Below are 11,449 nucleotides of genomic sequence, written 5' to 3'. Positions count from 1 at the left end.
AGTGGAACGAGCGCTTCCGCACGCGTGACTCCAAAGAGCGGAATCTGAAGCAGGCGCTCGGCGAGATCGACCGCATGGCGAGCGCGCTCGGGCTCCCCGAGAACGTCCGCGAAACGGCCAGCGTCATCTACCGCCGCGCGCTCGACGAAAACCTCCTCCCGGGCCGCTCCATCGAAGGCGTCTCGACCGCCTCCGTGTACGCCGCCGCCCGGCAAGCCGGCGTCCCACGAAGCCTCGACGAGGTCGCCGGCGTCTCGCGAGTCGAAAAGAGCGAGATCGCCCGCACCTACCGCTACGTCGTCCGCGAACTCGGACTCGAGGTCGCCCCCGCCGATCCCGAGAGCTACGTGCCGCGCTTCGCCAGCGAACTCGGCCTCAGCGAAGAGGCCGAAAACCGCGCCCGAAAGTTGCTGGGCAACGCCAAGGAGCAGGGCGTTCACTCGGGGAAATCGCCGGTCGGTCTCGCCGCCGCCGCCGTCTACGCCGCCTCGCTGCTCACCAACGAGAAGACGACGCAGGCGGCGGTCTCCGAAGTCGCCGACATCTCCGAGGTCACCATCCGAAACCGCTATCACGAGCTCCTCGAAGCCGAGCAGGATCTCGCCTTCGCCTGACGGATACGAGAGGCGAACCGCGAACGCACCGCTTTTTATCCTACCACCCGTTCGAACAGTCGTGCGGGAGTTCGCCTTCGAACTCGCGGTGTGTGCCGCCCTCGAGACCGAGAGCGACGGCGTCATCGCGCGCCAACTGGGGACTCACACCCGGATCGTCGATGTCGTCGAAGTGCGACCGGGCCCGGAGTTCGATCGGCGGGCGGCGATCACCGCGGAGACGATCCCCGAACCGGCGATCGAGAGCGACGTCGGTGTCGGCCGCGCCCGCCGGCCGAAGGCGGCGATCGACGCGCATCCGGATCGGGCATCGACCGTCGCGGACCGGGCCGTCAAGATCGGCTTTTTCGAAGAGGAGCGCCGAAGGGGACGGCGATACGTCCGGCGGACGACGACCTATCCCGAGTGGATCGGCGGATTGTGTGCCTTCGAGAACAAGCCGGATCTCGGTCGCCCCGGCGATCTCGAACTCCAGCTCCGAAAGGACGTATCGCTGTCGCTGTTCGACGAGGTCGTCCTCGTCACGGCGTCGTACGTGACCGGCGCACATCTCAACCGCATTCCCGAACCGGTCGGCGTGTGGCGCTTCGATCCCGACCGGGGGACGTTCGAGATCGTCCGCGAAGCAACGCCACTCCCGGCGAGCGAACCCGGCATCGCCGTCATCGATGAATCACCGACGCGAGTCGAGGTGGAACCGGTCGACGCCGACGAGAAGGCCCGACTCCGGCGCCGAGTAGCCGAGCGCGCCTACGGAAAAGGCTGGCGCCCCCAGAAACTCCCTGGCTGTGCGAAAGCGAGCGCTCGAGGGACGGAGTTCAGTGACGACGACGTGTTGCCGTACTGCGCTTGGAAGGGTCGGTTCGTCGATCCGGCCCGCGAGTGCGGCCCAGAGTGCGAGGGCCACGACGAATCGGAGCCGCCGAGCGCGGACATCGAAGCCCAGCGAGAGCGACACAGTCCGTGGGTCGCCGATCCGGCCGGCGTCGCCCGTCGACAGGTCGGCCTCGATCGGTTCCGGAACGAATGACGAGGCCACGGGATGTTCAGGTGTACCCCGGGTCTTGATTTAGCCCGAACCCCGATGTACGCCAACGATGGCCAGACGAAGCGTGCTGTTTTCACCCGGCGACAAGCCGGAACTGATGCGTAAAGCCCCCGGAACCGACGCGGATACGGTCATATTCGATCTCGAGGACGCCGTCGCGCCCGGACGGAAGGAAACCGCCCGCGAGACGGTCGCGGACGTCCTGACGGATCCGTCCTTCGATCCCGACTGCGAGGTGTGCGTCCGGGTCAACCCGGATCTCCGAGCCGCCGTGTGCGACGTCGAGGCGATCACCGCCGATGAGCCACGGCTCGATTCGGTGATCGTACCGAAGGTCGAATCGGCCGACGACGTGGCCCGAGTCGAGGAACTGCTCGGGGGATCCGGGTACGATCTCCCGATCCTCGCGCTCTGTGAGTCCGCGTCCGGGGTCCTCGCCGCCGAGGAGATCGCGGCGACCGACCCCGTCGACGCCCTCGTGTTCGGGGCCGAGGACCTCTCCGCCGACATCGGAGCGACGAGAACCGAAGGGGGTAAGGAGATCTCCTACGCGCGCCGGCACGTCGTGTTGGCTGCCGGTTCAGCCGGCGTCGACGCGATCGATACCCTCGTGACCGACATCGGGGCGACGGATCGGTTGGCCGAGGAAACCGCCTTCGCCCGACAGCTGGGATACGACGGCAAGATCGCGATCCATCCGGCGCAGGTCGAGGTGATAAACGAGACGTTCACGCCCGACCCCGAGGACGTCGAGTGGGCGAGAAAGGTCATCGATGCCGCCGAGACGGCCGAATCCGAGGGACGTGGCGTCTTCCGCGTCGACGACGAGATGATCGACGCACCGCTGATCGCGCGCGCCGAGACGATCCTCGATCGGTACCGAGCGGCCGAGAACGGCGGCCGGGAGTAAAACAGCGCTTCAGAGGCGGGATCATTCGGTGAACCGCCTCGGCCTGCTTCGCCGGTAGATCACGGCGACGCGAAGAGGCCACGCAACAGAATCAACAGCGCTCCGGAGATCACGACGGCGCTCAAAAATAGCACCGTGATGAGTACCACCCGTCGCCACATCCGTGCATCATTAGCATTTCGCTGTGTCCCCATAGTTGATACGTACCAAGATGTGACGCGCGTTAAGTTTTCGGGTGAGACGAGTGGGCGACGGACGAGGCGGCGAGCGGGGATCGACACGATCGAGAGCCCGGTTCGACGGCCTTTGCGGGCGATTTCCGTCATGCGGCCACGTTCGAAGAGGGTCGTCACTCTTAAGCGACATCTAGACGACGAATGAGACATGTCCGAGAGTGCCAACCCTTTTGAAAGCCTACAGGAGCAAATTGACGATGCGACAGCACACATGCATATCGAGGACGGAGTCCTCGAACGGCTGAAAAACCCGGAGCGGATACTCGAGACGAACCTCTCGGTCGAACTCGACGACGGTTCTATCGGCGTGTTTCGAGCGTACCGATCGCAGTTCAACGGCGACCGCGGCCCGTATAAAGGCGGAATCCGTTATCACCCCGGCGTTTCTCGCGACGAGATAAAGGCGCTCTCCGGCTGGATGGTTTATAAATGTGCCGTGGTGGACATTCCTTACGGAGGCGGCAAAGGTGGTATCGCCATCGACCCACGTGAGCACTCCGAAGCCGAGTTAGAGCGGATCACGCGCGCGTTCGCCACGGAGCTTCGGCCGATGATCGGCGAGGATCGTGACATCCCCGCTCCGGACGTGAACACCGGCCAGCGGGAGATGAACTGGATCAAAGACACCTACGAGACGCTCGAGAACACGACGTCTCCCGGCGTCATCACCGGAAAGGCCATCGATTCGGGCGGCTCCCGAGGCCGCGTCGAAGCGACCGGCCGGTCGACGGTGCTCACCGCCCGAGAGGCGTTCGAGTACCTCGGACGCGACATCACCGGTGCGTCCGTCGCGGTACAGGGGTACGGAAACGCCGGCAGCATCGCCGCGGAACTCCTGCAGGACGACCACGACGCCACGATCGTCGCGGTGTCGGACTCCTCCGGCGGTATTTATAATCCCGACGGACTCGACGCGCACGACGTGAAGGCGTTTAAGAACGAGACCGGGTCGGTGACGGGCTACGAAGGGGCGACAGAGGAGCTGACCAACGAGGAACTGTTGACGCTCGACATCGACCTCCTCGTTCCGGCCGCGCTCGAGAACGCCATCGACAGCGAATTGGCGGCGGATGTCAAAGCGGACGTCATTTCCGAAGCGGCGAACGGGCCGTTGACGCCCGACGCGGACGACGTGCTCACCGATCAGGACGTACTCGTCATCCCGGATATCCTCGCCAACGCGGGCGGCGTCACCGTTTCGTACTTCGAGTGGGTCCAGAACCGTCAGCGGTTCTACTGGACCGAATCGCGAGTCAATCAAGAACTCGAACGACACATCGTGGGCGCGTTCGACGGCCTCATCGAGTGTTACGAAGAACTCGACTTGCCGAACTTTCGGACGGCCGCGTACGTCGTCGCGCTCCAGCGGGTGCTCGCGGCCTCCGAAGAAGCGGGCCGGTGGCCCTAGACGGATAAGACGAAACTGCAAAGACGGCCCCGTCGGAGAGGTCGGTATGAAGGCGACCGCGAAGGCCCACCCGATTCAGGGGCTCGTCAAGTATCACGGGATGCGAAACGAGGAGCTTCGGCTCCCCTATCACGATTCGATCTCGGTGTGTACCGCGCCGAGTCACACGACGACGACCGTCGAGTTCGATCCGGAACTCAGCGCCGATCGGTACGTCGTCGATGGCGAACCGGTCGCCGGACGAGGAGCAGAGCGGATCGAGAGCGTCGTCGATCACGTCCGCGAGCTAGCGGGGATCGACCACCGAGTTCGGTTCGAATCGGAGAACGACTTCCCGACGAACATCGGATTCGGCTCCTCGTCCTCTGGATTCGCGGCGGCGGCCGTCGCCGTCGTCGGGGCCGCCGGACTCGATCTAACGCTCCCTGAAATCTCGGCAATCGCCCGCCGGGGGTCGTCCTCGGCCGCCCGCGCCGTCACCGGCGCGTTCTCGCACCTCCGGACGGGACTCGACGACGTGGACTGTCGCTCCGAGCGCATCGAAACAGGCCTCGAAGACGACCTCCGAATCGTCGCCGCCGAGATTCCGGCGTTCAAACACACCGAGGAGGCACACAAAGAAGCCGCCGAGAGCCACATGTTCGAGGGCCGAATGGCACACATCCACGAGCAGATCGCCACGATGCGAAACGCCCTCCGCGAGGAGGACTTCGATCGGGCGTTCGAACTAGCCGAGCACGATTCGCTGTCACTCGCGGCGACGACGATGACGGGACCGGCGGGATGGGTTTATTGGGAGCCGGAGACGCTTTCTGTCTTCGAGATCGTTCGTGAGCTCCGCGAGGAGGGGATCCCGGTCTACTTTTCCACGGACACGGGCGCGTCGGTCTACGTCAACACGACCGCGGAGTACGTCGACCGGATCGAAACAGAAATCGCGGACCTCGGTATCGGGACGCGGGTCTGGGAGGTCGGCGGCCCTGCAAAAGTCCTCGACGAGGACGAAGCGCTGTTTTGAGCGATCGACCCAGTCTCGACACGTCAGCCAACGCCGATACCCCTACATAGTCGGGGGCGCTGGTGCTATCCGTGAGCGAGTATTACGTCGGCAGCGTCGCCCGGGAGGGTGGATGGCTCGCAGTCGCCTACACGACGGACGGGTTCGACCACGCGGCAGTTGTCGACAGCGTCGGCGAACTGTGGACCCGATACGAGGAGTCGGCAGCCCGTATCGCGATCGACGTCCCGATCGGCCTGGAAGCGTCGGACGCCCCGCGGCCGAACGAACGACTCGCACGGGAAGTCTTGGGCGATCGGGCCGGTGCAGTCGTTTCCGCCCCGGTTCGCGAGGCGGCGCGCAAACACCGCTATCGGACCGCATCGCGGGTTCACGAGCGAAAAACCGATCGAGAACTCGCACGGCGCGCCTTCGATATCGCCCCGGTCGTCACCGCGGTGGACGAGTTCCTCAACGCGATCGACGACGCCCGTCCGATCTTCCTCGAGGCGCATCCGGAACTGTGCTATCTGGCATTCGACGGGGAGCCGATGGACGAGCAGCCGGCGTACGCGGCCGGATACGCCGAGCGGATGCGAACGCTCGCGGAGTTCGACCGGGATGCACCGCCGACGGTCCAGTCGGTCGCGGAGTCGACCGCCGGGCGTCGAATCCCGATTCCGGCCGTCGTCGACGCCGTCGCGCTCGGACTGACGGTCCGTCCCGGTCCGGGGTCACTTCGTTCGCTTCCCGCGGATCCGTCCACCGACGAGCGAGAACTGCCGATAGCCTACTGCTACCGGAGCGAGACGACGCTGACGGAGTGATCGAGGGGTTTCTGATCGGTCGAGACCCTACTCGGCCGTCGGCGCCCCCGCACCGTCGGGACTGGCTGATAGCGATCTGATCACCCCCTGCCCGTACGCGCCGACGAACATACCGGCGATCCCCCACACCATCGGATAGTTGCCGATCCCGACGCTCGCGTACGCCGCTCCGGGGCAGATACCCGAAAGCCCCCAGCCGACGCCGAAGATCGCACCGCCGATCAACACGTTTCGGTCCATCGACTTCAGACGACGGGCGTAGACGCGACCGGTTAGCGGCGCCCGCCGTCCCGTCCGCGAAGCGAGAAAGAACACTGGTGCTGCGACGGCGATGGCCCCGCCCATCACGAACAACAGCCCGAGATCCCACAGCTGCAAAAACGAGAGGACGACCTCGGGGCGGGCCATCCCGCTGTATCCGAGGCCGAACCCGAACGAGAGTCCGCCGATGACGATCGTGGAGACGAAAAGCAGGCGTCTGGAGTGGCTCATGGTGTCACTCCCATCGCGGCGACGAACAGCGCGGTCCCGATCGCGACGAGCATGAATATCCCGACGTTGACGATCGACGTGCCGGACAGCGATCCGACGCCGCAGATGCCGTGTCCCGAGGTGCAGCCCTTTCCGAGGCGGGTCCCGACGCCGACGAGGAGCCCACCGGCGAAGAGCCGCCACGCCGCGACGTCGGTCGTCCAGAGCCCGCCCTGAAACACGACGGCGTAGACCGCCGCACCGGCGACGATGCTCAACGTGAACACGATACGCCAATCTCTCGACTCGACGAACCGTGACTGCTGGAACCGCTCACGCTTCGAGACGTACGACAACGTCGATTCGAGGAACGTGCTCGCGCCGGCGATGATTCCCGTTCCGAGATAGATGATGATCGTCCCGAGGCCGATGAGGAGGCCACCGAGGAGGTAGGGTGCGATTCCGTTGGGGAAAAACTCCATCACGGCGGACGCGAGCATGGGCGTTTCGACGGCGAGTACGCTCGTGGGCAAACTCATGACTATCCATCGTGAGGGTCCTCGATGATTTGAATGATTCGTCAGCGGCGAGTTCGCGTCGGCGTCGGTGACGACGTGCGTTTCCTCTGGGACCGACTCGTTGAGGACGATTACGATCGCGACGGCGACTACCGCCGAACCGGAGTAGCGCCGCTCAGAACGTGTAGTCGTCCCCGTCGTCGATTCGGGCGGCCGGGTCCTGCTGGTCGTCGGTCATCTGCGTGAACAGATCCTGCTCGGGTTCGGTCGTCGTTTCGGCCGGCGCGTACGCCGAGACACCCATCGAGAGGAGTTCCTCGACCGCTTGCTCGCGGTTTAAGAACTCGCCTTGGTTGACGAGGCGGGCGATCTCGCTGTCGATGCGGTCCGGTAACGACACTTCGACTTCTGGCATACGCGACGCTTGGGGGGTCAGTAATGTAAGCCCTCGGTTCCCACGGAGGAGTATCGTGAACGCCGATGGCGCAGTGATCCGATCGCGGCCACGCACAGGCGGATGACGGACCTCGAAGCCGAAACAGTCCTACGGCTTCGCGCGTTCGAGCACTTCTAGGCAATCCTCGGCGGCGATGTCGGCTTTGCATACCCCACAGAGTTCGATTCCGATCCCGTCACCACCGTCGACGCCGAACGTGACTCGCTCCGTCGACAGATCGGTACGGAGACTGCAGCTTATTCAAACGTGGTAATGGCTATTGTATCCCCTGAATTGAACCTTTCACTTAACACGATAGTCTCGCCAACACTTATGCTAATCTGGCTTTGTTGAAATTCTCAATCGGTGACATGTTCTTGGAAACGTGCTGAATACAGAGCGCAGTATTTGATACGGAGTTGATTATTTACCGTGCTGATCCAGCGGTGTAACACCGCTCAGTCGGCGCTCATCAAGACGGTAGTTTTCAGATGTATAAAGGGGTAGGTGACGGCTGTCGCTGCTACCAGTGTCACGAGAAGGCCAATCTGCTGAAATTCGTCACCAAGTAAAAATTCAAGGAGACTACCAATGAGAACGAAACTAATAGTCCATATGATTATATATCCTACCATTTTGAGCCAGTTTTGGCCCTCATGTAAGACAAATTCTTTCAGGCCTGCTGCGAGTTCCCTCAGCGACCACATATGAATTCATTAGAAGAATCGCTGTATGAATGTACTTTATCAGAACAATTTTCGAGAGTGGTGATTAGTAAGTGGGTACCGTCGTTGCTGTATAGAAACTCTGTATCTCGCACGCCGATCCTGTCAGTCCTTAAGGATTTCAACAGAGCCGCTAATCTTACTATCCGAGTCATCTACACAGGTGTCGGGAACAGCGATACTCTCTTGAGCGATTTCGTCGACATGATAGAACAAATCGGGTAGGCAGGTAGGTTTTTTCACCGAGTGGAACACCTGTTGCTCAGAACACTGAATCAAGATCACTTATAAACACACGGCGATCTTCAGAAATCGCTGGAACATAATTTGTATAGTGATTGTTCGACCTGCAAGTAGATGTCTTACCAAGACTACTATCGAAACAGCCGTGTCACTCGTCTAATCAAGCCAACCCTTTGAGTGAGCGAGGTCAATCGCTCGTACTGGGTCTGGTACCCCACTATTCAACCACAGACGAATTCGTCCCCGAGGCAAATCGACGATGTTCGAGAGAGCAGATGATTTTTATTTGGCTGATTGGCACCAGCCTGCTAGACGCGACGGCAGTCTTCAACAGCATCCCCAGAGTCTTCATACGGGGAGGAATTCATATATTCTGGCCAGTCGCTGAGCGACATGGTTCATACACAATTAGAGATATTATCTCAGGTAATAAGAACGGTTACTGCAGGGATTTATGCCCCGTACTGCGAATCGGCATTAAACGTCTGTACAACCGTTGTCTGATCCGGGTCATCAAATCCACCGCCAGTGTAGGCAGTAACAGTAACTGTATCACCATCGCTAAGCCCGGTAACTTCAGCAGTCTGCCCAACATCTGTTAGGTCATCATTCTCATCAGTGATGGTTGCACTATCCGGAGCGGTAATACCGAGACCATCGGAATTGCCAGATGAAGTGTAAGTGATCGTGATTCGATCATCTTCGGGATCCTCATTGATCGTTGCTCCAGCCTGTACACCAGTCTCAACTTGATCGCCCAGCCCGAGCACGAACGTCCCGATAACGGCCGCCAGGATGACTGTGATGGCAACCATTAAGATGACGCCGATAACGGGCGAAACGGCACGATCGTCGCTGTCTTGGAATACGTTTTTGAGTTCCATGGTTTCACCCGCAGTCGAGCCCGAACGGACGGGATGCTTGACTGCGTTGGTCGACTATTAGTCCAAGTCCATATAATCGGGTGCAGCGACTCACGATTCGATTCGGACGTTGAGTCGCCTTTCAGGCGGGGAGCGCGGCGTTTGCGGAAAATCAATGACGGAGTGGCCGTCGCCGAAGCTCGAATCGAGCGAGTGCGATCCCGGAGGAATAACCGTTTTGTCGATCGCACCGACACCACAGCGTATGCCCTCCAGACCGCGACTGATGACGAACGGCATGCCTGCCGAAACCGCGATCGGGGTCGTATTGATCAGCCTCGTTGCCGGCATAGTGGCCAACGACGTCGTCGTTTCGATGGTTGTTTTTTTCCTGACGCTCACGGTGTATCTGCTGTATCGAATCCTGCGCGCCGTCGAGTTGATCGCGGCGAAGCTGTGAGCGATGACCGACTTGGGAGAGTCTCGGCCATTGAGTAACGGCCGTCGAAGAATACGTAGTGGGACCGCCGTGATTCGAACACGGGTCCAACGGACCCCATCCGCAGAGGATACCACTACCCCACGGTCCCTCGCGTTTCGATGGATGGCGGAGGGACGTTTAACCTCTTCGTTTCGCCGCGCAGTTTACACGAGGACGCGCTCTAACTCGACGACGACGCCGGTGTCCGCGTCCGGGTCGCCGACGAGGTGGCCGAGACAAACTGCAGCGTCATCGGGGGTGTAACACACGACGAGTTCGCTCTCGTCGGCCCCGCCGAGCGTGTCGTCGATCACGCCAGGAGCGTAGACGGGCGCGCCGTTGGCAATCTCGCGCGCCGCGGAAGGGGCGACGGTGAGACGCGGGATGCCCTCGAGTGCCCGTTCGGCGGGCGACACGACCTCCCGGAGCAGCTCTGCGTCGCCACCCTCACGCCAGAAGGCGAGGCCATCGGCGAGGTCCTCCATCGTCGAGAGCGTGTAATCGTTGAACGTTCCGGTTTTGATCCGGCGGAGGTCGCCCATGTGCGCGCCCGTCCCCAATGCGAGGCCGAGGTCGTGACACAGTTTGCGGATGTAGGTACCGCTTTCGCACTCGATTTCGAGCAACGCCCGACGACTCTCGGTTTCGAGCGCATCCAGGCGGTGGATCTCGCGGGTTCGGAGTCGACGCGAGACGGCGGATTTCCGCGGCGGCTTCTGATACAGCGGCGCCTCGAACTCCGCAAGCGTCGACTCGAAGTCACTCGGCACCGGCGCGTGAACTTCGAGAACGGAGACGTATCCCTTGCGGCTGTCGTCGAACACCTGCGCGGCCCGCGTCGCCGTCCCCGTCAGGATCGGGAGACAGCCGGTGACCTTCGGATCGAGCGTGCCGGCGTGGGCCGCCCGGTCGACGCCGGCCATGTCGCGGACCCAAGCGGCGACCTGGTGGGCCGACGGGCCGGGCGGTTTGTCGAGGTTGATGACGCCGAACTCGAGGAGCGTTTCGGGGTCTCGGTCGTCGGGCGGGCCACGGGTCCGCATGATCAAAACTCGTAGGTGACGCCGGTGATTGGCGTTTTCCCCTCGTCGTCCTCCGGGTCGTAGGACTCGACGGCCGTCGCGACGATATCGAGCACGGCGGGCGGCGAGAATCGGGCGGTGTTGAGCGCGAGATCGTAGATATCCAGCGTTTCGATGTCGATGTCGTAGTACTTGCGGTAGCGTAGTGCCTCGCTGGCGGCACGCTCTACGGTCTCCTCGCGGGCGAGGTCGGTCGGCTTAGTTTCGCGATCGGCGATGCGCGCGACGCGAACGTCCAACGGCGCGTCGAGCCAGATCCGAAAGTCGGCGTAGTCGCCGGCCATCCAGCCAGCGAGGCGCGATTCGAGCACGAGACTGTCGGCCGACGATGCGAGGTCGCGCTGTCGGCGGTCGAGGTCCCGGTCGATGGCGTCGTCCTCCTCGGCGAGTTTGTTCAGTTCGAGAGGGGTGAGATCCCGCTCGGCGGCCAACTCCCGAAAGATGTCACCACCGCTGACGTGGTCGTATCCCAGTCGTTCCGCCAGTCCGGCGGCGACCGTACTCTTGCCGCTGCCGGCAGGTCCGGAGATGGTTATCAACATATCACCACTGCGCCGCTGTGGGTGAAAGACGTTACTCTTCACGGTCGC

Annotated in this window: 14 protein-coding genes and 1 tRNA gene; 7 read left to right on the top strand and 8 right to left on the bottom strand. The window is 62.2% G+C overall.

Going from position 1 to position 11,449, the window contains the following annotated elements:
- From R6U53_RS11615 to R6U53_RS11605, 3 genes are all read left to right on the top strand, one after another.
- Positions 1-614, top strand: a 614-nt coding sequence (locus R6U53_RS11615; RefSeq protein WP_410322526.1) for a transcription initiation factor IIB, incomplete at its 5' end; no start/stop codon positions are given.
- 61 nt (positions 615-675) lie between these two features.
- Positions 676-1,644, top strand: a complete 969-nt coding sequence (locus R6U53_RS11610; protein ID WP_410322525.1) for a DUF5787 family protein — start codon at positions 676-678, stop codon at positions 1,642-1,644.
- A 67-nt stretch (positions 1,645-1,711) separates the two neighbouring features.
- Positions 1,712-2,572, top strand: coding sequence for an HpcH/HpaI aldolase/citrate lyase family protein (locus tag R6U53_RS11605; protein ID WP_410322524.1), 861 nt, complete (start codon positions 1,712-1,714; stop codon positions 2,570-2,572).
- A 59-nt stretch (positions 2,573-2,631) separates the two neighbouring features.
- Here the strand turns inward: R6U53_RS11605 and R6U53_RS11600 are convergent, their stop codons facing one another.
- Positions 2,632-2,766, bottom strand: a complete 135-nt coding sequence (locus R6U53_RS11600; RefSeq protein WP_410322523.1) for a hypothetical protein — start codon at positions 2,764-2,766, stop codon at positions 2,632-2,634.
- 190 nt (positions 2,767-2,956) lie between these two features.
- Here R6U53_RS11600 and R6U53_RS11595 point away from each other — a divergent pair, with 190 nt between their 5' ends.
- From R6U53_RS11595 to R6U53_RS11585, 3 genes are all read left to right on the top strand, one after another.
- Positions 2,957-4,216, top strand: a complete 1,260-nt coding sequence (locus tag R6U53_RS11595; RefSeq protein ID WP_410322522.1) for a Glu/Leu/Phe/Val family dehydrogenase — start codon at positions 2,957-2,959, stop codon at positions 4,214-4,216.
- A gap of 46 nt (positions 4,217-4,262) precedes the next feature.
- Entirely contained in the window at positions 4,263-5,234 is a 972-nt protein-coding gene (gene mvaD, locus R6U53_RS11590; protein WP_410322521.1) for a phosphomevalonate decarboxylase MvaD, read from the top strand.
- Between the two features lie 71 nt (positions 5,235-5,305).
- Positions 5,306-6,040: a DUF429 domain-containing protein gene (locus R6U53_RS11585; RefSeq protein WP_410322520.1), complete on the top strand. Its 735-nt coding sequence runs from the start codon at positions 5,306-5,308 to the stop codon at positions 6,038-6,040.
- 27 nt (positions 6,041-6,067) lie between these two features.
- Here R6U53_RS11585 and R6U53_RS11580 read toward each other — a convergent pair whose 3' ends face one another.
- The 4 genes from R6U53_RS11580 to R6U53_RS11565 form a co-directional block, all read right to left on the bottom strand.
- Positions 6,068-6,532, bottom strand: a complete 465-nt coding sequence (locus R6U53_RS11580; RefSeq protein WP_410322519.1) for a DUF6691 family protein — start codon at positions 6,530-6,532, stop codon at positions 6,068-6,070.
- On the bottom strand, positions 6,529-7,050 hold the full coding sequence (locus tag R6U53_RS11575) for a YeeE/YedE family protein (RefSeq protein ID WP_410322518.1): 522 nt from the start codon (positions 7,048-7,050) through the stop codon (positions 6,529-6,531). Before R6U53_RS11575 ends, R6U53_RS11580 begins: the two co-directional genes overlap by 4 nt.
- A gap of 154 nt (positions 7,051-7,204) precedes the next feature.
- Entirely contained in the window at positions 7,205-7,444 is a 240-nt protein-coding gene (locus R6U53_RS11570; RefSeq protein ID WP_410322517.1) for a CopG family transcriptional regulator, read from the bottom strand.
- A gap of 1,441 nt (positions 7,445-8,885) precedes the next feature.
- Positions 8,886-9,317, bottom strand: a complete 432-nt coding sequence (locus R6U53_RS11565; RefSeq protein ID WP_410322516.1) for a type IV pilin — start codon at positions 9,315-9,317, stop codon at positions 8,886-8,888.
- A gap of 244 nt (positions 9,318-9,561) precedes the next feature.
- Between R6U53_RS11565 and R6U53_RS11560 the strand changes: the two genes are divergently transcribed.
- Positions 9,562-9,756 carry a hypothetical protein gene (locus tag R6U53_RS11560; protein ID WP_410322515.1) on the top strand — a complete coding sequence of 65 codons (195 nt, stop codon included), beginning with the start codon at positions 9,562-9,564 and terminating at the stop codon, positions 9,754-9,756.
- 59 nt (positions 9,757-9,815) lie between these two features.
- On the opposite strand, the gene R6U53_RS11555 is transcribed toward R6U53_RS11560, so the two are convergent.
- The 3 genes from R6U53_RS11555 to cmk form a co-directional block, all read right to left on the bottom strand.
- Positions 9,816-9,886, bottom strand: a tRNA-Pro gene (locus tag R6U53_RS11555).
- 55 nt (positions 9,887-9,941) lie between these two features.
- Entirely contained in the window at positions 9,942-10,820 is an 879-nt protein-coding gene (locus R6U53_RS11550) for an RNA-guided pseudouridylation complex pseudouridine synthase subunit Cbf5 (RefSeq protein WP_410322514.1), read from the bottom strand.
- A 2-nt stretch (positions 10,821-10,822) separates the two neighbouring features.
- The gene (cmk, locus tag R6U53_RS11545; RefSeq protein ID WP_410322513.1) at positions 10,823-11,401 is read right to left on the bottom strand and encodes a (d)CMP kinase; all 579 of its coding nucleotides are present in this window, start codon (positions 11,399-11,401) and stop codon (positions 10,823-10,825) included.
- Between the last annotated feature and the right edge of the window lie 48 nt (positions 11,402-11,449).

The organism is Natronomonas sp. (assembly GCF_046483325.1).
Taxonomy (GTDB): domain Archaea; phylum Halobacteriota; class Halobacteria; order Halobacteriales; family Haloarculaceae; genus Natronomonas.
The sequence above is the reverse complement of the archived record's forward strand: the minus strand, read 5'-3'. Positions and strand labels throughout refer to the sequence as shown.

Bases quoted from the DNA above. Each gene is read 5' to 3' on its own strand.
- R6U53_RS11605 (WP_410322524.1), top strand. From the start codon at position 1,712: ATGGCCAGACGAAGCGTGCTGTTTTCACCCGGCGACAAGCCGGAACTG.
- R6U53_RS11600 (WP_410322523.1), bottom strand. From the start codon at position 2,766: ATGGGGACACAGCGAAATGCTAATGATGCACGGATGTGGCGACGGGTG.
- R6U53_RS11595 (WP_410322522.1), top strand. From the start codon at position 2,957: ATGTCCGAGAGTGCCAACCCTTTTGAAAGCCTACAGGAGCAAATTGAC.
- mvaD (WP_410322521.1), top strand. From the start codon at position 4,263: ATGAAGGCGACCGCGAAGGCCCACCCGATTCAGGGGCTCGTCAAGTAT.
- R6U53_RS11580 (WP_410322519.1), bottom strand. From the start codon at position 6,532: ATGAGCCACTCCAGACGCCTGCTTTTCGTCTCCACGATCGTCATCGGC.
- R6U53_RS11575 (WP_410322518.1), bottom strand. From the start codon at position 7,050: ATGAGTTTGCCCACGAGCGTACTCGCCGTCGAAACGCCCATGCTCGCG.
- R6U53_RS11570 (WP_410322517.1), bottom strand. From the start codon at position 7,444: ATGCCAGAAGTCGAAGTGTCGTTACCGGACCGCATCGACAGCGAGATC.
- R6U53_RS11565 (WP_410322516.1), bottom strand. From the start codon at position 9,317: ATGGAACTCAAAAACGTATTCCAAGACAGCGACGATCGTGCCGTTTCG.
- R6U53_RS11560 (WP_410322515.1), top strand. From the start codon at position 9,562: ATGCCCTCCAGACCGCGACTGATGACGAACGGCATGCCTGCCGAAACC.
- R6U53_RS11550 (WP_410322514.1), bottom strand. From the start codon at position 10,820: ATGCGGACCCGTGGCCCGCCCGACGACCGAGACCCCGAAACGCTCCTC.
- cmk (WP_410322513.1), bottom strand. From the start codon at position 11,401: ATGTTGATAACCATCTCCGGACCTGCCGGCAGCGGCAAGAGTACGGTC.